Source organism: Halobacillus litoralis (assembly GCF_004101865.1).
Taxonomy (GTDB): domain Bacteria; phylum Bacillota; class Bacilli; order Bacillales; family Halobacillaceae; genus Halobacillus; species Halobacillus litoralis_A.
The window spans coordinates 329,675-354,943 of the sequence record NZ_CP026118.1 but is presented as its reverse complement, the minus strand read 5'-3'; the positions used below and the strand labels follow the sequence as shown (position 1 = coordinate 354,943).

Below are 25,269 nucleotides of genomic sequence, written 5' to 3'. Positions count from 1 at the left end.
TAAAGATTTTCCTTATACGAAAGGTCAATCCTTGCGTAAATCTTACTGGTATTATATATTACTATTAGTACCTAGTCATAAAGTGATCGCTTATGATTAAATGAACGGTGGAATCAGTGTGAAAAAGACTAAAAAAATGCGCCAGGAAGAATTGAAAAATAAAATCGATCAAACTCCCTTTATTACAGATGAAGAATTGGCAAAGTCATTTGGAGTCAGTATTCAGACCATCCGCCTCGACAGAATGGAACTGGGGATACCGGAACTCAGAGAGAGGATCAAGTCTGTCGCGACACACGAGTGGAATGAGACTGTCAAAGCACTGCCGATCGAAGAAGTCATCGGGGAAGTCGTAGACCTTGAACTTGATGATCGAGCATTATCGATTTTAGATATTCGTCCAGAGCACGTTTTCTCAAGGAATCATATTGCAAGAGGACATCACCTTTTCGCGCAAGCCAATTCTTTAGCAGTCGCATTGATAGATGATGACATTGCCCTGACGGCTCGCTCGACCATTCATTTTTCAAGACCGGTGAAGTTAGGAGAACGGGTTGTGGCCAAAGCGTCCGTCAAAGGGGAAGATGAAAAGGGTCGGACGATTGTAAGTGTCCACAGCTTTGTAGAAAATGAAGAAGTATTTGGAGGAACATTTGAAATGTACCGTTCCCACCAATAGAAGGAGATGGATCTGAAAATGAAGCTAGCCATTGACGCCATGGGCGGCGATCATGCCCCGGAAGCGATAGTTAAAGGTGCAGTAGAAGCTGCTGATTCAATAGAAGGATTGGAGATTACTTTGATAGGTGATGAGTCCCGTATCAAACCTTTTTTGAAAGGACAATCCAACCTATCCATCATACATACGACAGAAGTTATTACAGCCGATGATGAACCTGTACGTGCTGTAAGAAGGAAAAAGAATGCCTCCATGGTACTGATGGCCAACGAAGTGAAAGAAGGGCGAGCGGATGGTTGTATTTCTGCGGGAAACACAGGAGCATTAATGAGTGCTGGGCTTTTCTTAGTCGGGCGCATGAAAGGTGTTGAGCGACCGGCGTTGAGCCCGACCCTGCCGACTGAAGATGGGAAAGGGTTCCTGATGCTGGATGTAGGTGCGAATGTCGATGCGAAACCCGATCATTTGCTTCAATATGCAGTCATCGGGTCGATTTATGCTGAAAATGTAAGAAATATCGACGAGCCGCGTGTTGGTCTGCTTAATGTCGGGACAGAAGAAGGAAAAGGCAATGACTTAACGAAAAAAGCTTTCCGATTGATGCAGGAGGCGCCGATTAATTTTGTAGGCAACGTAGAGGCGCGTGACTTAATGAGCGGTGTGGCAGATGTTGTAGTGACTGACGGGTTTACAGGAAATGTGACATTGAAAACGATCGAAGGAACAGCGATGACGATGTTTTCTATGATCAAACAAACCTTTATGACCAACTTCAAGACAAAGATTGCTGCTGGCCTGGCTAAAAACGATCTAAAGAAATTGAAAGATCAATTAGATTACTCAGAGTATGGAGGGGCGGGTTTATTCGGATTATCTGCTCCTGTAATCAAGGCGCACGGGTCTTCGAATGAAAGAGCTGTGCTGAATGCCATTCGACAAGCATGCCAAATGGTCGAGCAGGATGTAACAATGACCATCTCGACCACATTGGAGGAGATGGAACAAAAGGAGGATGAATCATGAAAAACATCGCATATGTTTTTCCTGGACAAGGTTCTCAGGAAGTGGGCATGGGGCAGGCAATGTATGAAAGCTACCCATCTGTAAAAAAATTATTCGACCAAGCGGATGAAGCTTTGGGTTACTCACTGACAACCCTTATGTTTGAAGGACCTTCGGAAGAACTGACGAAAACAGAAAATGCTCAGCCTGCTTTACTTTTGAACAGTATTGCTATTCAAGAAGTGCTTCAGGAGGAAGGTGTCGAACCTGGTATGACTGCGGGTCATAGTTTGGGCGAGTATAGTGCTCTTGTAGCTTCCGGGTCTTTAAGCCCGATGGATGCTCTGCAATTGGTACATGTAAGAGGGAAACTCATGGAAGAGGCATACCCTACAGGTAAAGGGACGATGGCTGCCGTTCTCGGTTTATCCCAAGAAGAAATTGAAGAAGTCCTCCGCAATTTCGATGGAGAAACAGCCGTTGATTTAGCCAATATCAATTGCCCTGGCCAAATCGTCATTTCCGGCACAAAAGAGGGAGTGGAACAAGCATCTCAGCAACTCTCTGAAAAGGGAGCGAAACGAGTCCTTCCCCTCAATGTGAGTGGACCGTTCCATTCCCGGCTGATGAAGTCGGCAAGTGATGATTTCGCTGATTATTTATCAAAAACTACCATTCAGGATGCGGACATACCTGTGTATGCCAATGTTACAGCGTCACCTGTAACAGAAGCGGAAAAAATAGAAACATTGCTTATCGAACAGCTATACTCACCGGTAAGGTTTCAGCAGATCCTCGAAGCATTCGCTGAAGAAAATGTGGATGCCATTGTCGAGGTGGGGCAAGGGAAAGTATTGAGTGGACTGGTAAGAAAAGTGAAACGCAGAATGAAAACATTCAGTGTCCAGGATCCAGATTCATTGCAATCTTTCATTGATTGGTATAAGGAGGAATCTTGATGTTACAAGATCAGGTAGCTCTCGTCACGGGGGCTTCGCGTGGAATTGGAAGAGCGATCGCTCTGGAACTTGCTTCTAAAGGAGCGAAAGTCGCTGTCAATTATGCTGGCAGCGAAGATAAAGCAGAAGCCGTTGTCCAGGAAATTGAAGAACAGGGCGGCGTGGCCATTAAAATCCAGGCCAATGTCTCCAGTGATGAAGATGTAAAACGCATGGTGAAAACGATCATCGATGAGTTCGGTCGGTTGGATATCCTCGTCAACAATGCAGGGATTACAAAAGACAATTTGTTGATGAGAATGAAAGAAGAAGAGTTCGATTCTGTTATCGATACGAACCTTAAAGGTGTCTTCCTTTGTACGAAAGGCGTCACCAGACAAATGATGAAGCAAAAGTATGGTCGTATCATCAACGTCGCATCGATTGTAGGTGTATCCGGTAACCCTGGTCAGGCGAACTATGTAGCAGCTAAAGCAGGGGTGATCGGTATGACTAAATCGAACGCTAAAGAGCTTGCTGCAAGAAACATCCAGGTCAATGCCGTAGCGCCTGGTTACATTGCGACAGATATGACGGATTCCCTGACAGATGAGCAGCGTGAACAAATGCTTTCACTCATTCCCTTGAACCGTTTAGGGGAAGGGCAGGATGTCGCACGTGTAGTCAGATTCCTGGCTTCTGAAGACGCTGCCTACATGACAGGCCAAACGCTGCATATCGACGGCGGAATGGTAATGTAAAAATGTTATGGTTTTTCTCTGCGAAATTTACTATAATGACTGAAGGGAGGTGAGGTTCCAATGGCAGAAACATTTGATCGTGTAAAACAGATCATCGTCGATCGTCTTGACGTTGATGAGTCTAAAGTTACTATGGAAGCTTCCTTCAAAGAAGATCTAGAAGCAGACTCTCTTGACGTAGTAGAGCTTGTAATGGAGCTTGAAGATGAGTTTGATATGGAAATTTCTGATGAAGAAGCTGAAAAAATCAATACAGTAGGCGACGCTGTGAATTACATAAGCAGCGTATCGTAAAAGGAAGATTGCTGCTCGTTCCGTACGGGCAGCCTTTCCTGTATTACAGAAATTCTTAGCAAAGGACAAGGTGATTTATGGATGATTTTTCCAGTTTCCAGAACAAAGTAAATATTCAATTCAAAGATGTCTCGTTACTGGAACAAGCTTTCACACATTCATCTTATGTGAATGAGCATCGGAAAACCGATCGAGAAGATAATGAGCGTCTTGAATTTTTAGGAGATGCCGTTCTCGAACTTGGTGTATCTCAATACTTATATAGGGAATTCCCGAATATGGCGGAAGGCGAACTGACAAAGTTCCGGGCTTCCATCGTATGTGAAGTTTCCTTGGTCGAATTTGCCAACGAATTGAGATTTCAAGATCTCATTTTGCTTGGTAAAGGAGAAGAGCTGACAGGAGGCCGTAACAGACCAGCATTATTAGCTGACGTCTTCGAGGCTTTCATTGGTGCTCTTTATTTGGATCAAGGCTATGATACGGTCATACAATTCTTGAAAACCTATGTATATCCGAAAGTTAAAAAAGGTGCTTTTTCTCATGCGATGGATTTTAAAAGCCAACTTCAGGAATTTATTCAAAGGGACAAAAACAGCAGAATCGAATATGAGATCGTGGAAGAAAGAGGACCGGCGCACAGCCGTGAATTCATCGCCCATGTCCGTATTCAGGATGATATTGGCGGCATCGGTGTAGGCCGCACGAAAAAAGAGGCAGAGCAAAGAGCTGCCCAGCAAGCGTTACAAAATCACGGAGCTTTATCATGAGGAAAATAAAAAAAGACCGTCCCGGGGTTTAAATACATACCCGGGTGCGGTCTTTTCTTTTTTTAAGCAAGGGACAAAGTTGCTTATGTGTCTCAGGTAATCACAAAACCGACCAGTACATGCATGGTCAATAAAGCTTTAAGTAAGTCCTTTTCTGTGACAGAGTATGTCACACCAATGGGCTCATTCAGTATGGCGAGGAGCCGCGTACGGCCTGCACTTATTGAATTCACTTACGGTAATGGCCAAGCTCCTGGACGAAAGCTTGTATCTCAGACACGCTCAGTTGCCCTTTCATTTCGATGATATCATGTAACGATTTGATTTCTTCATATTTATTCAAATCGTAATCTTCCGGGTCCATGAGAGAGCGGTTGACGACCTGCAGCTTCTCGGCCATGTCATTGATGATGATCTCTAGATTCTCTTGGTTCGCTTCTTCTAAACTCAATTTGTATCCTCCTTAAGCTGGTGTTCGGGCTAGTACATATGATAAAGGAGTTTTTCGATTTTTGAAACCCTAAAAGGAAGGAAAAGAGGTTCGAACCTTCCTACCGTAGAGCGTAAGTTTATGATAAAATATATTAGTTGAATGAAAGAAAGATTGCGAAAATACAGGAGGATGACTATGTTCCTCAAACAATTAGATACTGTTGGATTTAAATCTTTTGCTGAACGGGTGACGGTTGATTTCGTTTCTGGCGTTACATCTGTAGTCGGCCCGAACGGCAGCGGAAAAAGTAATATTACAGATGCGATTCGTTGGGTGCTTGGTGAACAGTCTGCCCGCTCGTTGCGCGGTGCAAAAATGGAAGATATCATTTTTGCAGGCAGTGAGACACGAGCATCATTGAATATGGCAGAAGTGACCTTGACTTTGGACAATACAGATCAAGCCCTGCCTCTGGACTACCAGGAGGTAAGTGTGACAAGGCGTGTTTATCGTTCAGGCGAAAGTGAGTTTTATATCAACAACCAAACTTGCCGATTGAAAGATATCATTGATTTATTTATGGACTCTGGACTCGGACGTGAAGCTTTTTCAATCATCAGCCAGGGGAAAGTTGAAGAAATATTAAGTTCGAAAGCTGAAGAGCGCCGTTCAATTTTCGAAGAAGCAGCCGGTGTATTGAAATATAAACAGCGTAAGAAAAAAGCGGAATATAAATTGACAGAAACCCAGGAAAACTTGAATCGTGTTGAAGATATCATACATGAAATTGATGGTCAGTTGGAGCCATTGAAAGAGCAGGCAGCAGTTGCTAAAGATTACTTAGAGAAAAAAGACGAATTGAAAAACATTGAAATTTCATTATTGATCACTCAAATCGAACGCCTGCACGGGGATTGGCAGCACCTCCTGAAAGATTTAGACAAAGTGAAGGAAGAAGAAAGTGAATTGAAAACGAAAATCGATACAAAAGAGTCCTCTGTCGAAAAGCAACGCAGGGATATGAAAGCTCTGGATGAATCGATTGAAGATTTACAGGAAACTTTACTTGAATTGACTAGGGAACTGGAAAACCTTGAGGGAAAAAAACAGCTGATGAAAGAACGTCATAAGCATTTTGAAGAAAACAAATCAAAGTTAGAAGAGGCTTATGAAGAATTATCGGGGAAACTGGTAAGCTTGAAATCTGTCTCAGAAGAAGAATCAGCAAAACTGCAAGAAACGAAAAAGAAAAAGCAAGAGACCAAAAATGAGTTGAATCAAACGGATCAAGCTTTGAATAAAGATATTCACCTGATTGAAGAACAGATTGAGGATTTGAAGAGTGAATATATCGAGCTTTTGAATGAACAAGCGGCTAAGCGTAATGAAAAACAGCTGTTAGAAAAACAAGTAACGCAAATTCATTCGAAAAAAGGGGTGCAAGTCGATAAATTCAAAGACTTGAGAGAAGAAAGGCAGCAGTTAGATTCACAACTGAATGAAATTTCAGGTGAGACAGAAGAAATAACGCAAAAACGTGAGAACCTTGAAAAAGAATTGCAGGAATTGAATGAACAGATCGGGAAAAATAAACAGACTTATCAAGAATGGCAGGAGAAACTGTACAAAGGTTATCAGTATTTAGAGAAGCTTCGTTCTAAAAAAGAAATGCTCGAAGAAATGAAAGAAGATTTCTCTGGTTATTTCCAAGGGGTCCGTGAAGTTCTGAAAGCGAGACAGAAAGGGCAGTTGAACGGCATAAGAGGAGCTGTTTTAGAGCTTATTGACATTCCAGCGCATTTGATTACAGCGATTGAAACAGCGCTTGGCGCACAAGCACAGCATATTGTTGTAGAAGATGAACGCACAGGCAGGCAAGCGATCCATTGGTTGAAGAGTAACAACAAAGGACGAGCTACCTTGCTGCCATTGACAACCATTCAGCCTCGATCCGTCTATGGGGCATCTTCCCTTGCCCAGCAAGCTGGTTTTGTGGGAGTAGCTGGGGATTTAGTCGGGTACGAGGAGCAGCATTCCAAAGCTATTCAACACCTGCTCGGTCATATCGTGGTAGCGGAGGACCTGGAACATGCCAACTCGCTTGCCAACTTCTTGAAGCGTAAATATCGGATTGTCACCCTTGAAGGGGATGTGGTCAATCCTGGAGGGTCGATGTCCGGGGGAGCGAAGAAACAGTCGAACCAGTCTTTATTTACAAGAGAAAAAGAACTGCAGGAGCTTGTAAGTAAAATCAGTGAGTTTGATACAAAAGCAAAAGATGTCGAGCAGAAGGTCCAGCAGCTGAAAGAGAAGCTGACCACTCAAGAGAAAGAGAGCTCTCAAATGAATGAGCGCCTTTCTCAACTGAAGAAAGCAGAATATGAAAAACAGTCCGATAAGCGCGAGCTGCAAGTGAAGTTGAACCACTTGAATGATCAATTGAAGCTGTTCGATCAAGATCAAGCTCAATATGATCAGGATCACCATCATGCTGACCAGCAAGTGAAAAATTTAGAAACCACTCTATCAAATCTTGACGCACAATTGTCAGATATCCAGAGTGAAATTGATGATTTATCGGTTACGAAAGAGCGGCAGAAAGTCGACGAAGCCAATTTGCAAAAACGTCGCCAGGAATTACAAATTCAGTTAGCTGAACAAGAATCCGCGGTTTCTAATCAACAAGAAAAGACAAACCGGTACGAGGAAGAGAAAGCGATGATTGAACAAGAACTGCGCGGGAACCGAGCCTCCTATCAGCAGCTGATGGAAGTAGTTGACTCAAACCAAACTGAAGAAGAAGTAACTGACCAAATAGAGCAAATGAAGCAAAAGAAAGAAAGCACTTCCTCGCTGATTCTGGAACGGCGTAAAACGCGGGATGAGAATGGGCAGCAAATACAGGAGGCTGAGCAGTGGTTGAAAGAGCTGAAGCGCAGTCATCAAAACTATGTTCAAGACATCCAGCAGAAAGAAGTGAAAGCAAACCGTCTTGATGTGGAGCTTGAAAACATGTTGACCTATTTGCAAGAGGAATATGTCATCACTTTTGAAAAAGCAAAACGTGATTATTCTCGAGTCGAGGACGTTGAAGCGGCCTCTACAAGAGTGAAACTCATTAAAAGGTCCATTGAAGAATTAGGCACTGTCAATTTGGGCGCCATCGATGAATACGACCGGATTCTGGAAAGGTATGAGTTCCTGAAAGGTCAGCAGGATGACCTTTCAGAAGCTAAACAGACGCTCCATAACGTCATCAATGAAATGGATGGCGAGATGAAGCGGAAATTCGAGGACACCTTCACGAGGATACGCGGGGAATTCGGTGAAGTTTTCCGTACTCTGTTCGGCGGCGGTCGCGCAGATTTACAATTGACGGATCCTGATGACATGTTAGAAACCGGAGTGGATATTGTGGCACAGCCTCCCGGCAAGAAATTGCAGAATTTAAGTTTGCTTTCCGGCGGTGAACGGGCATTGACTGCAATTGCACTGCTTTTCTCTATATTAAGAGTACGGCCTGTTCCATTCTGTGTCCTTGATGAGGTGGAGGCAGCGTTGGACGAAGCGAACGTCGATCGTTTTGCCAAGTTTTTGAAAGAATTCAGTGCTGACACACAATTCATTGTTATCACTCACCGTAAAGGGACGATGGAAGAATCTGATGTTCTTTATGGGGTGACAATGCAGGAGTCAGGTGTATCCAAGCTTGTTTCTGTAAGGCTTGAAGAGACACCGGAGTTATTGGAAGCGTAGAAAGGATGAGTTGATGAGCTTTTTTAAGAAGTTGAAAGAGAAATTCGTGAAAGGCCCAGAAGAAGAGGAAGAGAAAAGGGACGAGAACACGGAAGAAGAAGAAACGGAAGTTGAAGCAGAGGCTGATGGAAACCCACCACTTGACGGCGAAACAGAAGTCATAGATGACGGAGAGTCTGATGAAGCTGAATCAAAGGGTTCCCCGGTGGAAGAAGCACCTGCAGAGGACGAAGAAGAACAGGTGCAAGTATTTGAAGAAAGCTCTAGTGTAGAGGTAACTGAAGATGAAGAGGAAGAAGAAACGATTGCTTCAAAGTTTAAAAAGGGGCTTTCCAAAACCCGCAACTCCTTTTCCAGTAAAATCAATGATCTTGTAGCAAGGTATCGTACAGTAGATGAGGACTTTTTCGAAGAACTTGAGGAAGTTTTGATTTCAGCTGACGTCGGTGTTACGACGGTTATGGAAATGATTGAAGAACTAGAGATGGAAGTGAAGCGGAGAAACATCCAGGATCCTCAAAAAGTAAAAGAAGTCATCTCAGAGAAACTTGTAGAAATTTACTATGGAGATGACGATGCAGGGGATATTGAAGGCCTTGTGGAAAACCCTGATGGATTGACGATCTACTTGTTTGTCGGTGTCAACGGAGTCGGGAAAACGACGACCATCGGTAAGCTAGCCCATCGTCTTAAATCAGAAGGAAAGAACGTAACATTAGCAGCAGGTGATACCTTCCGTGCAGGTGCTATTGAACAGCTTGAGGAATGGGGTAAGCGTGTAGGTGTCAATGTCACGAAGCATAGCGAAGGCAGTGACCCCGCAGCTGTCATTTATGACGGTATCCAGTCTGCTAAGTCTCGTCAGGCCGATGTGCTCATCTGTGACACGGCTGGCCGCCTGCAGAACAAAGTGAATTTAATGAACGAGCTGTCTAAAGTGAAGAGAGTCATTGAAAGAGAAGCACCAGGGGCGCCCCATGAAGTTCTTCTTGTATTGGATGCCACGACTGGACAAAATGCCATGAGTCAAGCCAAAACGTTTTCTGAAGCAACAGACGTCTCCGGAATCGTTCTGTCTAAGCTGGATGGAACAGCCAAGGGTGGAATCGTATTAGCGATCCGAAATGAACTGGATATACCGGTGAAGCTTGTAGGTCTTGGAGAGAAGGTCACTGATCTCGAGACGTTTGATGCCCACGCTTTCGTTTATGGATTGTTTGCAGATATGATTGAAGATTATGAAGACGAAGAAAAAACATCATAAGCCTTGACATTCAAGGACATGCTCCGTTAATATTTATGTGTAAAGGTATTTCACTTAACAAGGGGTGCTTCAAGCGTGCTTGAAAAAACAACACGGATTAATTATCTTTTTGATTTCTATCAATCGTTGTTGACTCCTAAACAAAGCAATTACATGGAGTTATATTATCTGGAAGATTACTCTTTAGGTGAAATATCAGAAACCTTTGATGTCTCGCGTCAAGCGGTTTATGATAATATTCGCCGAACAGAGACAATGCTTGAAGAATATGAAAAAAAGCTTCAATTATATGAAAAGTTCCAAAAGCGCCAGCAGGTGTTCAAAGAAATGGAAGCAGAAATTGAAAACACAAAACTTCCAGAGCAATTCCGCGTATGGCTAGATCAACTACTAGAATTAGAATAGGAGGGTTCCATCGATGGCATTTGAAGGTTTATCCGACCGTTTGCAGGAAACCATCAAGAAAATCAAAGGCAAAGGGAAGGTAACCGAACAAGACGTAAAAGAGATGACCCGTGAAGTACGTCTCGCCCTCCTCGAGGCCGATGTCAACTTTAAAGTCGTGAAAGATTTCGTCAAGCGTGTACGTGAACGCGCCATCGGTCAGGAGGTTATGGAGAGCCTGACCCCAGGTCAACAGGTAATCAAAGTCGTGAAAGAAGAACTGACGGAATTGATGGGTGGAGATGAAAGTAAAATTGCTGTCGCCAAACGCCCGCCGACGGTCATCATGATGGTCGGCCTCCAGGGTGCAGGTAAAACCACCACAACCGGTAAGCTTGCCAATTTATTGCGTAAGAGTTATAACCGCAAGCCGTTGTTAGTGGCAGCAGATGTCTACCGTCCGGCAGCTATCCAGCAATTGGAGACGCTCGGGAAACAATTGACTATGCCTGTACACGCAGAGGGCACAGAGGCTGACCCTGTCGATATCGCAAAAAATGCAATTGACAAAGCGAAAGAAGAACACCATGACTATGTGTTGATCGATACTGCCGGCCGCCTGCATGTCGATGGAGATTTGATGGGTGAACTGCAGCAGATCAAAGAAGCTGTAAACCCTGATGAAATCTTCCTTGTCGTGGATTCGATGACAGGTCAAGATGCAGTTAATGTTGCAGAGAGCTTTGACGAACAACTGGATATCAGTGGCGTTCTTCTGACTAAATTGGATGGTGACACCCGTGGTGGTGCGGCACTTTCTATCAAAGCCGTTACTGGTAAACCGATAAAATTCGCCGGTACGGGCGAGAAGTTAGACCAGTTGGAAACATTTCACCCTGAACGGATGGCTTCAAGAATTCTCGGCATGGGGGATATGTTGACACTCATCGAGAAAGCTCAGACGCAAGTCGATGATAAGCAGGCTAAAGAGCTTGAATCGAAAATGCGGAATGCTTCATTCACGTTCGAGGATTTCCTGGAACAAATGGAACAAGTGAAGAGTATGGGGCCGCTCGATGAAATAATCAATATGATTCCTGGTGCCAGCAAGATGAAAGGATTGCAGAATGCATCGTTTGATGATAAACAAATCGTCCATGTGGAAGCGATCATCCAATCTATGACCAAAAACGAGCGCCAGGACCCATCTGTCATGAATGCAAGCCGTAAAAAACGGATAGCCAAAGGCTCCGGGACCTCAGTTTCGGAAGTGAACCGTTTATTAAAACAGTTTGAAGAAATGAAGAAAATGATGAAACAAATGAGCAATACAAAAGGGAAAAAAGGCAAAGGAATGAAATTTCCTTTCATGTAATGGAAAAACCCTTTACACACTATTGAAGTTCTGCTAGAATCTAAATCTGTGTGAAACATTAAAGAAATTTGGAGGTTGTTAAAAATGGCAGTAAAAATTCGCCTAAAACGTATGGGATCTAAACGTAACCCATTTTACCGTGTAGTAGTTGCAGATTCTCGTTCTCCTCGTGATGGACGTATCATCGAGCAAATCGGAACATATAACCCAGTCACTAACCCTGTAGAGGTTAAACTTGACGCTGACAAAGCGATCGACTGGATGTCCAACGGTGCGAAGCCGAGCGACACGGTCCGTAACCTATTCTCTAACGAAGGCATCATGAAGCAGTTCCACGAAAAGAAAAACCAAAAATAAAGTAGTGGTGATATCATGCAAGCCTTAATCGAAACGATCGTCACTCCGCTTGTCGATCATCCAGACGACATCAAAGTGGATGTGAAAGAAGAAAATCACAAAATGGTTTACCATCTTTCTGTCCACCCGGATGACGTCGGAAAAGTGATCGGGAAAAACGGGCGGATTGCGAAAGCGATTCGAACTGTCGTTTACGCGGCAGGCTCTGATTCTGATAAAAGAATCTATTTAGATATCATGTAAGAAGGGAGAGGGAGAACCTTTCCCTTTTTTACTATTTAAAAAGGACGAGAGGCGGTCGGTTGATGCAAATGATCAGAACGATCCCTGTGAAAGAAATATTGACAGCATCCAGTCGTACCCAACTGAAAGATAAATTTGATCAGCGGACACAACAGCTTGATCAAGAGTGCAGGCAACTCTCATTTGAACAAAAGAAGCTGGAACGCAAGCCCGGAATAGCTAAACAAGATGTGGAACGCCGTTTTTCAAAGGAAATCAATCGTAGAAAAGATCAGCTTCGCTGGTTGGAATATCAACGCCAACAGCTGGACACCCTTCCAGATGGTAGTGAATTAGAAACAGATGAAGTTGAAGCATTGGTTACCGTAGAAGAAGGCGATCACTGGGCTGAAGTCACCCAGGAACAACAGATTCTCATTAAAGATGGAAAAGTCATAAGAGCGAGGTAATCGAATACATGGAAAAACAGATGTACAATGTAGGAAAAATCATTAATACGCATGGAATTAAAGGAGAAGTGAAAATTCATCGCATTACAGACTTCGATGAACGTTTCGCACCTGGGCAGCTTTTGTATTGGGTGAATGATCAAGATGATCCGAAGCCACTGGTCGTCCGCAGTCATCGGATGCATAAAGGTTTTGATTTGGTGAGCTTTGAAGATCATTACTCCATCAATGATGTGGAAGGCTACAAAAATGGAAGCCTAATGGTAGCAGAAGATGCACAGGATGAGCTTGAGGATCATGAGTTTTACTTTCGGGAAATCATTGGATGTAAGGTTTACCTGGAATCAGGGGAAGAGCTGGGGGAAGTGAAAGAAATACTGACTCCCGGTGCGAATGATGTATGGGTTGTCGAAAGGAAACAAGATTCAGATGTACTCATCCCTTATATTGAACCTGTTGTCAAAGAAGTAGATCCGGCTCGGCAAGTCATTATCATCGATCCAATAGAGGGGCTGCTAGATTAATGCATATTGATATTTTGACGCTGTTTCCTGAAATGTTTGAGGGAGTTTTGAATCATTCAATTATGAAGCGAGCCCAGGAACAGAAGGCTTTTTCTTACCAATATGTGAATTTTCGGGATTATACGGCGAATAAGCATAACAAAGTCGATGACTATCCATATGGAGGAGGCGCAGGTCTTGTCCTTTCCCCTCAACCAATTTTCGATAGCATTCATGAGGTGAAAGAAAAAGCAGCTAAGCCTCCACGCGTTGTCCTCCTCTGTCCTCAAGGAGAGCCGCATACCCAACAAAAGGCGGAAGAACTCTCAAGTGAAGATCACCTTGTATTCATTTGCGGACATTACGAAGGCTATGATGAGCGTATTCGCCAGGAACTAGTTACAGATGAAATCTCGATTGGTGACTATGTCCTGACAGGAGGAGAGCTTGGGGCTATGGTCGTGATCGACTCGGTGGTCCGTTTACTTCCGGGAGTGCTTGGTAATGAACAATCGGCTCCTATGGATTCTTTTTCAAACGGCTTATTAGAGCATCCTCATTATACCAGGCCGGCAGACTTCAGAGGCAGTAGAGTACCCGATGTGCTTTTATCCGGGAACCACGCCAAAATCGACGAGTGGAGACACTATCAATCACTGAAGCGTACATTTGAACGACGGCCGGATCTGTTAGTTGACAGGAAGTTGTCAGCAAAAGAAGAATCTTGGCTTGAAGAATTGAAAAATAGCTAGTATCTATTGATGTTTACCCACCAATGTGATATATTGAGATTTGTGCTTAAACGTTCGGTTTAAGTGGAAAACGATGTTCCGCTGCCTCTTAGAAGACATGAGCATTAGTTAAAAAGGAGTGAAAATCATGCAGCAATTGATTCATGACATTACAAAAGAACAGCTTCGTACAGATCATCCTAACTTTCGTCCTGGTGATACTGTCAAAGTACACGTGAAGGTTGTCGAGGGTACTCGCGAGCGTATCCAGGTCTACGAAGGTGTTGTCATTAAACGTCAAAATGGCGGAATCAGCGAAACATTTACAGTTCGTAAGATTACTTACGGCGTAGGTGTTGAGCGTACATTCCCAGTCCATTCACCACGTATCGCAAAAATTGAGCGTTCCCGTCGTGGTAAAGTACGTCAAGCTAAGCTTTACTACTTGCGTAACCTACGCGGTAAAGCAGCACGTATCAAAGAAATTATCTAATTTCAGTAAAAAGGAGCTTGCATATGCCAAGCTCCTTTTTTCTACTCAAGATGGATATAGTTTTAGTTTTATGACAAGGTGCTGTGATGAATGTGCTTACGCTACATCACTCCGGTGTCCATACCTCCTGAAGTTATTGGCCGAAGGTACAGAGAGAGGAAATTCCTCAGTTCATGCTCTGGGTATGGGTCGGGCCGGATACTTGCCCTGAGACTTGTATATATAGAGGTAGCAGCAAGTCCCACGTTCCTTGAATCAGAGTGAAAAAAAGAAGCTCGGATTTTCAGATGATGGATCGTCTCGACTTTGCCGCTCGAATATTTCACATGGCTAGGAAGTGGGGATGGAATATGAAACAACAGTGGTTGGATTGGATCAAAGCCTTTGTCATTGCAGCTGTACTAGCAATAGTAGTACGTGTCTTTCTTCTCGCACCGGTGGTCGTCGAAGGGCCCTCGATGCTCACGACGCTGCACAGCGGGGATCATTTGATTGTAAGTAAGCTTAACTATTCTCTAGGGTCTCCTGAACGATTCGATGTCGTGGTATTTCATGCTACGGAACGTAAAGACTACATAAAACGGGTAATCGGCCTTCCTGGCGACCGGATCACATATGAAGATGACCAATTATTTGTCAATGGTGAAGCAATGGAAGAGCCGTTTTTAAACGAGCGTAAGAAACAAATCGCGGAGGACCAATTGTTGACAGATGACTTTAAAATCGAAGAGCTCCCAGGTGGTCATGAAGTCGTCCCGCAAGGACATCTGCTTGTCCTCGGGGATAATAGGAATAATTCAACAGACAGCCGAATGCTCGGAATGATTAGTGATGATCAAGTTGTCGGACAAGCGGTGCTATCGTATTGGCCGTTGTCCCGCATCAGCTTAGTCAATTAGGAGGAATAGCATGACCATTCAATGGTTCCCTGGTCATATGGCCAAAGCGAAAAGAGAAGTAGCGGAAAAGCTGAAGCTGGTCGATTTTGTCATCGAACTAGTAGACGCACGGGCTCCTTTATCTTCTCAAAACCCTATGCTTCATGGTATTTTGCAAGAAAAACCAAAAATGGTTGTTCTTATGAAAAAAGATTTAGCAGACCCTGAGATAACAGAAAAGTGGATCCAGCATTTCAAAAACAGAGGGGTCACTTCTGTAGCTATTGAAGCTAACCGAAAGCAGGATGTCCAGAAAGTCATCCAAAAAGCGAAAGATCTTGGTAAAGAAAAGTTGGATAAGCTCAGAGCTAAAGGTATAAGACCTAGAGCATCCAGAGCAATGATAATAGGGATCCCTAATGTCGGAAAATCGACCCTGATCAATCGGCTGGCAAACAAAAAAATGGCAACAACTGGCGATAAGCCGGGAGTTACGAAAAAACAGCAGTGGATTAAAGTGAAGAAAGAGTTTGAGCTATTGGATACTCCTGGGATTCTTTGGCCGAAGTTCGAAGAAGAGGAAGTCGGTTATCGCCTTGCTTCTATTGGAACCATTAAGGATCAGATCCTGCCGAAAGAAGATGTTGCAGCATATGTATTGGATTATTTGAAAGCCTATTACCCTGCTTTTCTTGAAGAACGGTTCGGTTTCGAGGACTTCGATGATATGATGGAAGCTTTTGAACACATTGGCAGGAAGCGCGGATGCCTGGAGAGTGGCGGTCATGTCAATTTTGAAAAGGTATCTGATATCATTTTGCAAGATTTAAGAGATGGCAAGTTAGGCCTCATCAGTTTTGAGCGTCCTGAATAGATGTTACGGAAGCGCAGCGTGGTACCTACACCTTGCGCTTTTTCTATGACTTTAGCTAGACTATAAGTATAATTTTTATTTTGTTAGCAGTTGTCTGGAAAAAATGATTTCGAAGCTTCAGTGTGAATAAGGGGCTTCGGGAAACGGTTCGCTTTCCGTGGGCGTGCGCTGAGCCTCCTTAGGCTACGCCTTCCGGGGTCTCATCTAACCCGCGTATATCACAGGAGTCTCACCGCTTCCCTCCGCCTTTTGCGATAGGAATTTCTCGAAATCGCCTGAGGGAGGACCTGCCCTTTATGGAGTGGGATAAACCCCACCTGAAAGTCATAATGGTAGTAGTCTAATCGCAAAAGCTCCCTGCAAACCAAAGGTGGTTTCGAGTGTCTTCCATTCGTATGGTGGCTGGTAAACGGCGAGACTCTGTAAGGCAACAGCCTCAGGAAGCTCTCCGTCATCTTCGCAGAAAAGCGATTCGTTTTCCCCGCCACCATCACCACTTACAAAAGTTTTGAAACTGAGTGTTAAGGGTGATGGGGCTGAACTGAAATCAATAAGAGAAAAACTAGATATGAACTTAGATAGAATGATTACATAAAGCTTAATTTCGTCCGATAAAAGAAGAAATGGAGTGTATGAATAATGGCTCGGTTAACGGTGATGCATGTGAAAGAAATGCTGAATGACCCCCTATTGACGGAGGAAGAACTCCAAGGTTTTCGAAATGATGAACGCAAAGGGGTTCAAAAGCTTATCGAACGATATGATGCTGAGAAGCGGAAAGAAGCTCAATTGCAGCAGCAGTATGAGGATATGTTGGTTTTTGAATATGAACAGTACCGTAAAGGGAAAAGAGTTGTTGCAGGTATTGATGAGGCAGGGAGAGGGCCATTAGCTGGCCCGGTCGTGGCCGGGGCTGTCATTTTACCAGAAAACTATTATTTAGAAGGATTGAATGACTCTAAAAAATTGTCTTTGAGCCAGAGAGAGAATTATTTTGATCATATTAAAGCAGACGCGTTTTGGAGTGTAGGCATTGTCTGCAATGAAGAGATCGATCGATTGAATATTTACCAGGCCACAAAGCTGGCTATGCAGCGGGCTGTGGATAATCTGCCGGTGCGTCCTGAGCATTTATTGATAGATGCGATGGAGATGAACCATGCTCCATGTACCCAAACAAGTCTAGTAAAGGGGGATCAGAGAAGTGTTTCGATTGCTGCAGCTAGTGTTATTGCTAAAGTGACACGTGATCGCATGATGGCTGATCTGGATGAGCGCTATCCAATGTACCAATTCCGCTCTAACCAAGGCTATGGCACAAAAGATCACTTGAGAGCTTTGGAAATGTATGGAGCATCCCCATATCACCGGTTGAGTTTTGCACCAGTGAAGGAAGTGATTTAGAGATAAAGGAGAGGGAAAACGTGAGAAATTTGTTGAGTGGGATCGGGCAAGCAATACAGGCGAAAGCTGTGCAGACAACTCCCGTACAAGGTCAAATGATGAGTGGAAAAGTAGTGGAACTCATGCCTGACAACAGGGCTATCGTCCAACTCGGAAAACAAAAAGTACATGCACAGCTGGAAACCTCTTTGACTAAGGGGAATGCTTATTTGTTTCAAGTTGAGAAGACAGATCCTCTCCTTCTATTAAAAGCGATTAAAGGTACCCCTGTCAGTTCTGGAAGAAATGATATTCAACAGCTTTTAAAACAACTGGGAGTAACGTTGACCAAGCATAATAGTCTTTTTTTAAAAGAAATTTTACAGCAAAACATTCCTTTTCAGCAAGCGGAAGTCAAAAAAGCTCTTGCTTTATTAGAAGGAGCCGGCGACAAACCTCTAGCCCGGCAGATTTTAGTTCAAATGTTCCAAAAACGTTTTCCAATCCGATCATCCATCTTTCAAGCCCTGGCAACCAAACAGACAACAGAATTTTCCAGCGTTTTAACTCAGCTTCAAAATCAATTCAATGATGAGCAAATAAGTGTAAGCAATGAGAAAGTACGAGTGCTGCTTTCGCAAATGAAAGGGTCAGGTTCCTCATTATCTTCTGCGGATTTGGCTGTGCAGAGAATAACGACAGAAGTTTCAGCAGGAAAAGACACTTCCTTTCAATTATTCAAACAGGCAGGCATCGTCAGAGAAGGGATGAGCTTCACTGAATTTCAACAGACATGGAATCAGTGGGCAGGAAAAGGAGAAGGCGTGAGTGCTGTAAGTCAAACACTTCCAGGCACTAAAGGGAAGTCAGTGCAAAATCCGCCTTTCCCTCAACCGCTTGAAACAATATCGACACAATTGAAAAAGCTTTTTGACCAACAGTTACCTGTGACTGATAAAGATTTGAAGACATTGAGTCAATGGTTACAAACATCCGAACGGGTGCTCCAAGCGGATCTGTCATCAAATCTCCGCAATCAATGGACAAGTCAATACAATGAACTTTCCCGACGGCGTGTGTTTGAAAAGTTAACCCCTTTTTTATCCCCACAAGAAAAAGTGATATTGAATGACTTTGTAAAACAAATGGCTGATCCGGTCAGTAAAGGGCCGGAATTCGCCAGTGGACAACTGGAGAAGGTTATACAAATGGGGCGACAGATAGAGGGAAGTCAACTGCCATCAGAACAGAAATCAGCCCTCATTGACTGGATGTCACGTTCAAGTGAATTCCTCTCACTCAAAGAAAAAGACATGATGCTGCTGAAGTTGAAAACAGTGATGGATTTCAGCGGATTCAGCGATGAGCGCAGACTTTCATCTTCTTTGCAGCAAGGAACGAATCAAGCCCATGAAAGCACGTTGAAAACACTATTGCTTCAAGGGTTGAACGATGGAACAACGCCTCGTCCGGAAACAGCCAAACAAATGCTTCACTTATTGAACGGGATCCAACTGACTTCTCATGTCGACCAGCAGCACACGCTTCAAATGGCGCTTCAAATCCCAGGGGACTTACTTGGTTCTCTTCATGATATCCACATGAATTTAGAGGGAAGGAAAACACAAGAAGGGACCATTGATCCTGACTTTTGTCACATCATATTTTACTTGGATCTGGCTAATTTGAAAGAAACTGTCATTGACTTGAATATTGTGGATCGCCGGATAGCGATCACTGTTTTTAACAATAGTCCTAAAATGGAATGGCTGGCACACCAGTATAAAGATTCGGTGAGGGAAGGTTTGAGTGATGTTGGTTATGAACTTTCTTCACTAGTCACCCGGCAAACGCATGAGAGACAAACCTCATGTAAGACTAACAAAGAGGAAGAACGGGAAGAAGGGGTGGATATTAGGGTATGAAGCATGAGAGAAAAGAAGCCATTGCTCTTAGTTATCAATCCGAACAAGAATCTGCTCCCCAAGTAACAGCTAAAGGGAAAGGTTACGTAGCTGAAAACATATTAGCAAAAGCGGAAGAAAACCAAATTCCCGTCCAAGAGGATGCAACTTTAGTTGAACTTTTATCAGAGTTGAACATCAACGAGCAAATTCCTGAAGAATTATATCATGTAGTAGCAGAGGTGTTCGCCTTCATTTATAAGGCGGACAAGGGATAAAAAAGCTGATTTTTCTTAAGAAAATCCTTTTACAGCAACTTTCTCAAGGGTAAATGGAAACTTATCAATCTACGGTTTACATAATGATTTACATGTTAATCTATTTTATTTTTCGACAGATATCTAGCTTAGTGTGGACAATTGATAGCGTTTTTTTATACAATGAACATGCAGTGAAAATTGATGGGAGGATGAAACATGAACATTCACGAGTATCAAGGAAAACAAATCATGCGTGATTTTGGCGTTTCAGTGCCAAACGGCCACGTAGCATATACCGTAGATGAAGCTGTTGAAGCAGCTAAGAAATTAGGTAGTGACGTGACTGTAGTCAAAGCACAAATCCATGCAGGTGGACGTGGAAAAGCCGGTGGAGTCAAGATCGCCAAGAATCTTGATGAGGTGCGTACATACGCTGATGAGATACTAGGTAAAACACTTGTAACCCATCAGACAGGACCAGAAGGTAAAGAAGTGAAGCGCTTACTCATCGAAGAGGGATGCGACATCCAAAGCGAGTACTATGTAGGCCTTGTCCTGGACCGTGCTACTAGCAAGGTGACTATGATGGCATCAGAAGAAGGCGGTACAGAGATTGAAGAAGTAGCCGCTGAAACACCGGAGAAGATCTTCAAAGAAGTAATCGATCCAGTTACAGGCTTGACACCATTCCAAGCACGCCGTCTTGCTTTCAACATCAATATTCCTAAAGAAGCATTAGGCAAAGCAGTCAAATTCATGTTGGGCCTTTATGATGTTTTCTTGAAGAAAGATTGCTCTGTTGCGGAAATCAATCCACTTGTAACAACAGGGGACGGAGATGTATTAGCACTTGATTCAAAATTGAACTTTGACGATAATGCATTATTCCGTCAAAAAGACATTGCTGAATTGCGTGATCTTGATGAAGAAGATCCGAAAGAAGTTGAAGCTTCGAAATATGACTTGAGTTACATCGCTCTTGATGGAAACATCGGATGTATGGTCAATGGAGCTGGCTTAGCAATGGCGACAATGGATACAATCAAACACTATAGCGGTGATCCTGCCAACTTCCTTGATGTAGGTGGCGGAGCTACTACGGAAAAAGTCACAGAAGCATTTAAAATCATCCTTTCTGATGACAATGTCAAAGGGATTTTCGTCAATATCTTCGGTGGCATCATGAAGTGTGATGTAATCGCAGAAGGTGTCGTAGAGGCCACGAAACAAATCGGTCTAACATTACCACTTGTCGTACGTCTAGAAGGAACGAATGTGGATGCAGGGAAGAAAATCCTTGAAGAATCCGGATTGAATATCACGTCTGCTGACTCTATGGCAGAAGGCGCACAAAAAATCGTTGAACTAGTCAAGTAGAAAGGCGGGGAAATCAGATGAGTGTATATATTGATAAGAATACAAAAGTCATTGTTCAAGGTATCACCGGCTCGACTGCATTATTCCATACAAAACAAATGGTTGAATACGGTACACAAATCGTCGGTGGAGTCACACCAGGCAAAGGCGGGACAGAAGTAGAAGGTATCCCTGTCTATAACACTGTCTCTGAAGCAGTCGAAAAAACTGGAGCAAATGCTTCGGTCATTTACGTTCCTGCTCCATTCGCAGCAGATGCGATCATGGAAGCTACAGATGCAGACATGGATCTTGCTATTTGTATTACAGAACACATTCCAGTGCTTGATATGATCAAAGTGAAGCGTTACATGGAAGGTAAGAAGACTCGCCTTGTCGGTCCTAACTGCCCTGGTGTCATTACACCGGATGAATGTAAAATCGGTATCATGCCTGGATACATTCATAAAAAAGGTCACGTAGGTGTTGTGTCTCGTTCTGGTACATTGACATATGAAGCGGTCCACCAGCTTTCTGAGTCTGGACTCGGTCAATCTACAGCAGTAGGAATCGGCGGAGACCCTGTCAATGGCACGGACTTCATCGATGTTCTAAAAGCTTTCAATGAGGATGCTGATACTGAAGCGGTCATCATGATCGGTGAAATCGGTGGTACAGCTGAAGAAGAAGCCGCTGAATGGGTGAAAGCAAATATGAGTAAGCCTGTTGTCGGCTTTATCGGTGGTCGTACAGCTCCTCCAGGGAAGCGTATGGGGCACGCCGGCGCCATCATCTCTGGTGGTAAAGGTACAGCTGATGAGAAGATTCGTGTCATGAATGAATGTGGCATCGAAGTGGCTGAAACCCCTTCTGTTATGGGTGAAACCCTCATCCAGGTATTAAAAGACCAAAACCTTTTTGAAAAATGTAAAACACATTAAAGTTAATAACATGCAGCAGAGGCCGTATCGATCCAGGTACGGTCTCTGACTTATGAAATGAGGTGCGCGGTGGTAACCAGAAGAGAACGTTTGATTTGTTTGCATGATTCTCCCCACGTATCCAGACCACTCTTAAAAAGACTTCTTCGTCTCGATGATCAATTACTCCTCCCCTTTTCCTGTTCATCTAAAGAATTGGCCCACATTCTTCAAATCCCCGTTGCCCGATCCACTTCCATCATTCAGCACATAAACGACCCTAATATAATGAAGAAACTCGACAAATATCAGCAAAATATCTCCTTATTAACCTGGTTCGATCATGGGTATCCTAGTTTATTGAGGTCCATTCCCGATCCTCCTCTGGTTCTGTATTTTAAAGGAGATCATACCCTTTTAAATGCACCACTTTCCCTGAGTGTTATAGGGACAAGAAAGCCCTCCCCTTACGCCTTTACAGCTATGAAAGCTGTACTGCTCCCCATTATCCGAAGTCGATGCACGATCGTAAGTGGTATGGCCAAAGGTATTGATCAGTATGCCCATACACTTGCATCGGAACATCAGGGAAGAACTATTGCTGTTCTCGGGTCGGGTTTTCAGCACATTTATCCGACAAATGACCTTACTTTGTACGATCGTCTTGTTCGAGAACATTTAGTGATCAGTGAATACCCGCCAGACCGCCCTCCGAAAAAATATCACTTTCCGGAACGCAACCGGATCATATCTGGTTTGACGCCTGCCACTTTTGTTATCGAGGCAAGGGTGAAGAGTGGTACTTTAATAACCGTAGATCAAGCACTGGAGCAGGGCAGGGATGTGTATGCACTTCCAGGACCTGCAGGCAGCCCTACAAGTGAAGGGTGTCATAAGATGATCAATGAAGGTGCAAAGCTCGTTCATACGTACCATGACATTCTTGAAGATTGGTTAGAAAAATTTGAATAATACGCTGGAAAGGTGTTACAGTCATGAGGAGTATTGTACCATTTTTAAACTTTTTTTATAAAAGTATGTTTGACAAACGGTTTCATTGTATTTAATAATAGGGAAGATTTATTTTATGAAAATATTAAAAGAGACAACACCTCTATGGGAGGAACCTATATGGCAGATTATCTTGTAATCGTTGAGTCACCTGCAAAGGCTAAAACTATTGAACGATACCTAGGAAAAAAATACAAAGTGAAAGCTTCACTAGGTCACATCCGTGATTTACCTAAAAGTCAGATGGGTGTAGACGTTGAAAATGAATTTGAACCTAAATACATTACCATACGCGGGAAAGGCCCCGTACTGAAAGACTTGAAAACTGCTGCGAAAAAAGCTAAGAAAGTATATCTCGCAGCCGACCCCGACCGTGAAGGGGAAGCCATTGCCTGGCACTTGGCGCATAGTCTTGACATTGATGACAAATCAGAATGCCGCGTTGTTTTTAACGAGATCACGAAAGAAGCGATCAAAGATTCGTTCAAACATCCACGCACTATCGACTCCCACCTTGTGGATGCCCAACAAGCGCGGAGGATATTAGACAGGCTTGTCGGTTATAACATCAGCCCGATCCTTTGGAAAAAAGTTAAAAAAGGCTTGAGTGCAGGCCGGGTTCAATCGGTGGCTGTCAAAATTATCATTGACCGTGAAAATGAAATCAAAAAATTCGAACCCGAAGAATACTGGACCATCGAAGCGGATTTCTTGAAGGAAAAGGAAAAATTCGAAGGGTCTTTTTACGGAGTCGACGGAAAGAAGCAAGACTTGAAAACAGAAGACGATGTAAAAAAGGTTCAGGAACGTATGAAAGGCAAAGACTTCTCGGTTGAAAAAGTAAATAAAAGAGAGCGCAAACGGAATCCTTCCCTTCCATTCACAACCTCTTCTTTGCAACAAGAAGCAGCCAGAAAGCTGAATTTCCGTGCGAAGAAAACGATGATGATCGCGCAACAGTTGTATGAAGGAATTGATCTAGGTGGAAAGCAAGGCACGACTGGTTTGATTACGTATATGCGTACAGATTCAACCAGACTTTCCAATACAGCTAAAGAAGATGCGAAACAATATGTTGTAAGCAACTTCGGTAAGGAATACCTGGGCAATAATAAAGCGGCCAAAAAGCAAGAAGGTGCACAAGATGCTCACGAAGCGATTCGTCCGACAGGCGCTGACCATGACCCTAAAGCGATGAAGAAAATATTATCGAGAGACCAATACCGCTTATATAAACTGATTTGGGACCGTTTCATATCAAGTCAGATGGCCCCTGCTGTGCTGGATACGATGACTGTCCATCTATACAATGAAGGTGTTGAATTCAGGGCAACTGGTTCAGAGGTTAAATTCAAAGGATTCATGAAGGTTTATGTGGAAGGTAATGATGACAACAAGAAAGAAAAAGATAAACTTCTTCCTCATTTACAAGAAGGGATGACAGTGAAGGCTGAAGAAATCAAGCCGAATCAACACTTCACCCAACCACCTCCGCGTTATACGGAAGCCCGCCTTGTTAAGACGCTGGAAGAGCTGGGGATCGGACGACCATCCACTTATGCTCCAACGTTGGACACGATTCAACGGAGAGGCTACGTTGCTTTGGACAACAAACGTTTTGTGCCGACAGAACTTGGGGAGATTGTTTTGGAGCAACTGAGAGAATACTTTCCTGAGATCATCGATGTCACCTTTACAAAAGGTATGGAAGATGACCTTGATGCAATTGAAGAAGGGACAGAAGAGTGGGCAAACATTATCGACCAATTCTATCAAGGCTTCCACCCCCGTTTGGAGAAAGCTGAAAAAGAGATGGAAGAAATCGAGATCAAAGATGAACCTGCAGGAATCGACTGTGAGAAATGCGGACACGAAATGGTTTATAAAATGGGCCGGTACGGAAAGTTCCTTGCCTGCTCCAATTTCCCAGAATGCCGCAATACGAAGCCGATATTGAAAAAAGTCGGTGTTACTTGTCCGAAATGTAAAGACGGAGAAGTTGTCGAGAGGAAAAGTAAAAAGAACCGCAAATTCTTCGGGTGTGAAAATTATCCCGAATGTGACTTCATCTCATGGGATAAGCCGATCAGTCGCCCTTGCCCTAAATGTGAGTCTTTACTTGTCGAAAAGAAATCCAAAAAAGGCACCCAAATCCAGTGTACGAGTTGTGATTACAAAGAAGAACCACAATCCTGATCATGTTATATTTTGAAGAGTCTATGACTATCCTTATGGTTATAGACTCTTCTTT

At 43.5% G+C, this 25,269-nt stretch carries 26 protein-coding genes; 25 read left to right on the top strand and 1 reads right to left on the bottom strand.

What is annotated here, in order from left to right; genetic code table 11:
* The first annotated feature begins 118 nt into the window (after nucleotides 1-118).
* The 6 genes from fapR (at nucleotide 119) to rnc (ending at nucleotide 4,444) form a co-directional block, all read left to right on the top strand.
* The gene (gene fapR / locus HLI_RS01830) at nucleotides 119-679 is read left to right on the top strand and encodes a transcription factor FapR (RefSeq protein ID WP_128522797.1); all 561 of its coding nucleotides are present in this window, start codon (nucleotides 119-121) and stop codon (nucleotides 677-679) included.
* A gap of 18 nt (nucleotides 680-697) precedes the next feature.
* Complete coding sequence (gene plsX / locus HLI_RS01825; protein ID WP_128522796.1) at nucleotides 698-1,702, top strand: phosphate acyltransferase PlsX; 1,005 nt, start codon at nucleotides 698-700, stop codon at nucleotides 1,700-1,702.
* Nucleotides 1,699-2,640, top strand: a complete 942-nt coding sequence (gene fabD / locus HLI_RS01820) for an ACP S-malonyltransferase (protein WP_128522795.1) — start codon at nucleotides 1,699-1,701, stop codon at nucleotides 2,638-2,640. The genes plsX and fabD overlap by 4 nt, the downstream gene beginning before the upstream one ends.
* Complete coding sequence (fabG, locus tag HLI_RS01815; RefSeq protein WP_128522794.1) at nucleotides 2,640-3,380, top strand: 3-oxoacyl-[acyl-carrier-protein] reductase; 741 nt, start codon at nucleotides 2,640-2,642, stop codon at nucleotides 3,378-3,380. The genes fabD and fabG overlap by 1 nt, the downstream gene beginning before the upstream one ends.
* Nucleotides 3,381-3,440: 60 nt before the next feature.
* Nucleotides 3,441-3,674, top strand: coding sequence for an acyl carrier protein (acpP, locus tag HLI_RS01810; protein ID WP_128522793.1), 234 nt, complete (start codon nucleotides 3,441-3,443; stop codon nucleotides 3,672-3,674).
* Nucleotides 3,675-3,751: 77 nt separating this feature from the next.
* Nucleotides 3,752-4,444 carry a ribonuclease III gene (rnc, locus tag HLI_RS01805; protein ID WP_128522792.1) on the top strand — a complete coding sequence of 231 codons (693 nt, stop codon included), beginning with the start codon at nucleotides 3,752-3,754 and terminating at the stop codon, nucleotides 4,442-4,444.
* 229 nt (nucleotides 4,445-4,673) lie between these two features.
* On the opposite strand, the gene HLI_RS01800 is transcribed toward rnc, so the two are convergent.
* Nucleotides 4,674-4,895, bottom strand: a complete 222-nt coding sequence (locus tag HLI_RS01800; RefSeq protein ID WP_128522791.1) for a DUF1128 domain-containing protein — start codon at nucleotides 4,893-4,895, stop codon at nucleotides 4,674-4,676.
* Between the two features lie 177 nt (nucleotides 4,896-5,072).
* Here HLI_RS01800 and smc point away from each other — a divergent pair, with 177 nt between their 5' ends.
* The 19 genes from smc to topA all read left to right on the top strand — a co-directional run bounded on the left by smc (nucleotide 5,073) and on the right by topA (nucleotide 25,214).
* On the top strand, nucleotides 5,073-8,633 hold the full coding sequence (gene smc, locus HLI_RS01795) for a chromosome segregation protein SMC (RefSeq protein ID WP_128522790.1): 3,561 nt from the start codon (nucleotides 5,073-5,075) through the stop codon (nucleotides 8,631-8,633).
* Between the two features lie 13 nt (nucleotides 8,634-8,646).
* Nucleotides 8,647-9,897 carry a signal recognition particle-docking protein FtsY gene (gene ftsY, locus HLI_RS01790; protein WP_128522789.1) on the top strand — a complete coding sequence of 417 codons (1,251 nt, stop codon included), beginning with the start codon at nucleotides 8,647-8,649 and terminating at the stop codon, nucleotides 9,895-9,897.
* Nucleotides 9,898-9,972: 75 nt separating this feature from the next.
* A complete protein-coding gene (locus HLI_RS01785; protein ID WP_128522788.1) occupies nucleotides 9,973-10,302 on the top strand; it encodes a putative DNA-binding protein in 330 nt (109 codons plus the stop codon).
* A 13-nt stretch (nucleotides 10,303-10,315) separates the two neighbouring features.
* Entirely contained in the window at nucleotides 10,316-11,656 is a 1,341-nt protein-coding gene (ffh, locus tag HLI_RS01780; RefSeq protein ID WP_128522787.1) for a signal recognition particle protein, read from the top strand.
* Nucleotides 11,657-11,740: 84 nt separating this feature from the next.
* On the top strand, nucleotides 11,741-12,013 hold the full coding sequence (rpsP, locus tag HLI_RS01775; protein ID WP_128522786.1) for a 30S ribosomal protein S16: 273 nt from the start codon (nucleotides 11,741-11,743) through the stop codon (nucleotides 12,011-12,013).
* 15 nt (nucleotides 12,014-12,028) lie between these two features.
* On the top strand, nucleotides 12,029-12,256 hold the full coding sequence (locus HLI_RS01770) for a KH domain-containing protein (RefSeq protein WP_128522785.1): 228 nt from the start codon (nucleotides 12,029-12,031) through the stop codon (nucleotides 12,254-12,256).
* 62 nt (nucleotides 12,257-12,318) lie between these two features.
* Complete coding sequence (locus tag HLI_RS01765) at nucleotides 12,319-12,705, top strand: YlqD family protein (protein ID WP_128522784.1); 387 nt, start codon at nucleotides 12,319-12,321, stop codon at nucleotides 12,703-12,705.
* An 8-nt stretch (nucleotides 12,706-12,713) separates the two neighbouring features.
* Nucleotides 12,714-13,229 carry a ribosome maturation factor RimM gene (gene rimM / locus HLI_RS01760; RefSeq protein WP_128522783.1) on the top strand — a complete coding sequence of 172 codons (516 nt, stop codon included), beginning with the start codon at nucleotides 12,714-12,716 and terminating at the stop codon, nucleotides 13,227-13,229.
* Entirely contained in the window at nucleotides 13,229-13,960 is a 732-nt protein-coding gene (trmD, locus tag HLI_RS01755; protein ID WP_128522782.1) for a tRNA (guanosine(37)-N1)-methyltransferase TrmD, read from the top strand. Before rimM ends, trmD begins: the two co-directional genes overlap by 1 nt.
* Before the next feature lie 127 nt (nucleotides 13,961-14,087).
* Nucleotides 14,088-14,432 carry a 50S ribosomal protein L19 gene (gene rplS, locus HLI_RS01750; RefSeq protein WP_128522781.1) on the top strand — a complete coding sequence of 115 codons (345 nt, stop codon included), beginning with the start codon at nucleotides 14,088-14,090 and terminating at the stop codon, nucleotides 14,430-14,432.
* A gap of 350 nt (nucleotides 14,433-14,782) precedes the next feature.
* On the top strand, nucleotides 14,783-15,331 hold the full coding sequence (lepB, locus tag HLI_RS01745; RefSeq protein WP_128522780.1) for a signal peptidase I: 549 nt from the start codon (nucleotides 14,783-14,785) through the stop codon (nucleotides 15,329-15,331).
* 10 nt (nucleotides 15,332-15,341) lie between these two features.
* Complete coding sequence (ylqF, locus tag HLI_RS01740; RefSeq protein ID WP_128522779.1) at nucleotides 15,342-16,184, top strand: ribosome biogenesis GTPase YlqF; 843 nt, start codon at nucleotides 15,342-15,344, stop codon at nucleotides 16,182-16,184.
* A 639-nt stretch (nucleotides 16,185-16,823) separates the two neighbouring features.
* The gene (locus HLI_RS01735; RefSeq protein WP_128522778.1) at nucleotides 16,824-17,588 is read left to right on the top strand and encodes a ribonuclease HII; all 765 of its coding nucleotides are present in this window, start codon (nucleotides 16,824-16,826) and stop codon (nucleotides 17,586-17,588) included.
* A 20-nt stretch (nucleotides 17,589-17,608) separates the two neighbouring features.
* Complete coding sequence (locus HLI_RS01730; protein ID WP_128522777.1) at nucleotides 17,609-19,492, top strand: hypothetical protein; 1,884 nt, start codon at nucleotides 17,609-17,611, stop codon at nucleotides 19,490-19,492.
* Nucleotides 19,489-19,749 carry an EscU/YscU/HrcU family type III secretion system export apparatus switch protein gene (locus tag HLI_RS01725; protein WP_128522776.1) on the top strand — a complete coding sequence of 87 codons (261 nt, stop codon included), beginning with the start codon at nucleotides 19,489-19,491 and terminating at the stop codon, nucleotides 19,747-19,749. Before HLI_RS01730 ends, HLI_RS01725 begins: the two co-directional genes overlap by 4 nt.
* 198 nt (nucleotides 19,750-19,947) lie before the next feature.
* Nucleotides 19,948-21,108, top strand: a complete 1,161-nt coding sequence (gene sucC, locus HLI_RS01720) for an ADP-forming succinate--CoA ligase subunit beta (RefSeq protein WP_128522775.1) — start codon at nucleotides 19,948-19,950, stop codon at nucleotides 21,106-21,108.
* A gap of 17 nt (nucleotides 21,109-21,125) precedes the next feature.
* On the top strand, nucleotides 21,126-22,028 hold the full coding sequence (gene sucD, locus HLI_RS01715; RefSeq protein WP_128522774.1) for a succinate--CoA ligase subunit alpha: 903 nt from the start codon (nucleotides 21,126-21,128) through the stop codon (nucleotides 22,026-22,028).
* 69 nt (nucleotides 22,029-22,097) lie between these two features.
* Nucleotides 22,098-22,979: a DNA-processing protein DprA gene (gene dprA / locus HLI_RS01710; RefSeq protein WP_241655916.1), complete on the top strand. Its 882-nt coding sequence runs from the start codon at nucleotides 22,098-22,100 to the stop codon at nucleotides 22,977-22,979.
* 159 nt (nucleotides 22,980-23,138) lie between these two features.
* A complete protein-coding gene (topA, locus tag HLI_RS01705; protein ID WP_128522773.1) occupies nucleotides 23,139-25,214 on the top strand; it encodes a type I DNA topoisomerase in 2,076 nt (691 codons plus the stop codon).
* The last annotated feature ends 55 nt before the right edge of the window (nucleotides 25,215-25,269 follow it).

What these genes read in the sequence shown, in the direction of transcription:
- plsX (WP_128522796.1), top strand. Translation starts at nt 698, where the DNA reads ATGAAGCTAGCCATTGACGCCATGGGCGGCGATCATGCCCCGGAAGCG.
- fabD (WP_128522795.1), top strand. Translation starts at nt 1,699, where the DNA reads ATGAAAAACATCGCATATGTTTTTCCTGGACAAGGTTCTCAGGAAGTG.
- fabG (WP_128522794.1), top strand. Translation starts at nt 2,640, where the DNA reads ATGTTACAAGATCAGGTAGCTCTCGTCACGGGGGCTTCGCGTGGAATT.
- acpP (WP_128522793.1), top strand. Translation starts at nt 3,441, where the DNA reads ATGGCAGAAACATTTGATCGTGTAAAACAGATCATCGTCGATCGTCTT.
- rnc (WP_128522792.1), top strand. Translation starts at nt 3,752, where the DNA reads ATGGATGATTTTTCCAGTTTCCAGAACAAAGTAAATATTCAATTCAAA.
- smc (WP_128522790.1), top strand. Translation starts at nt 5,073, where the DNA reads ATGTTCCTCAAACAATTAGATACTGTTGGATTTAAATCTTTTGCTGAA.
- ftsY (WP_128522789.1), top strand. Translation starts at nt 8,647, where the DNA reads ATGAGCTTTTTTAAGAAGTTGAAAGAGAAATTCGTGAAAGGCCCAGAA.
- ffh (WP_128522787.1), top strand. Translation starts at nt 10,316, where the DNA reads ATGGCATTTGAAGGTTTATCCGACCGTTTGCAGGAAACCATCAAGAAA.
- rpsP (WP_128522786.1), top strand. Translation starts at nt 11,741, where the DNA reads ATGGCAGTAAAAATTCGCCTAAAACGTATGGGATCTAAACGTAACCCA.
- HLI_RS01770 (WP_128522785.1), top strand. Translation starts at nt 12,029, where the DNA reads ATGCAAGCCTTAATCGAAACGATCGTCACTCCGCTTGTCGATCATCCA.
- HLI_RS01765 (WP_128522784.1), top strand. Translation starts at nt 12,319, where the DNA reads ATGCAAATGATCAGAACGATCCCTGTGAAAGAAATATTGACAGCATCC.
- rimM (WP_128522783.1), top strand. Translation starts at nt 12,714, where the DNA reads ATGGAAAAACAGATGTACAATGTAGGAAAAATCATTAATACGCATGGA.
- trmD (WP_128522782.1), top strand. Translation starts at nt 13,229, where the DNA reads ATGCATATTGATATTTTGACGCTGTTTCCTGAAATGTTTGAGGGAGTT.
- rplS (WP_128522781.1), top strand. Translation starts at nt 14,088, where the DNA reads ATGCAGCAATTGATTCATGACATTACAAAAGAACAGCTTCGTACAGAT.
- lepB (WP_128522780.1), top strand. Translation starts at nt 14,783, where the DNA reads ATGAAACAACAGTGGTTGGATTGGATCAAAGCCTTTGTCATTGCAGCT.
- ylqF (WP_128522779.1), top strand. Translation starts at nt 15,342, where the DNA reads ATGACCATTCAATGGTTCCCTGGTCATATGGCCAAAGCGAAAAGAGAA.
- HLI_RS01735 (WP_128522778.1), top strand. Translation starts at nt 16,824, where the DNA reads ATGGCTCGGTTAACGGTGATGCATGTGAAAGAAATGCTGAATGACCCC.
- HLI_RS01725 (WP_128522776.1), top strand. Translation starts at nt 19,489, where the DNA reads ATGAAGCATGAGAGAAAAGAAGCCATTGCTCTTAGTTATCAATCCGAA.
- sucC (WP_128522775.1), top strand. Translation starts at nt 19,948, where the DNA reads ATGAACATTCACGAGTATCAAGGAAAACAAATCATGCGTGATTTTGGC.
- sucD (WP_128522774.1), top strand. Translation starts at nt 21,126, where the DNA reads ATGAGTGTATATATTGATAAGAATACAAAAGTCATTGTTCAAGGTATC.
- topA (WP_128522773.1), top strand. Translation starts at nt 23,139, where the DNA reads ATGGCAGATTATCTTGTAATCGTTGAGTCACCTGCAAAGGCTAAAACT.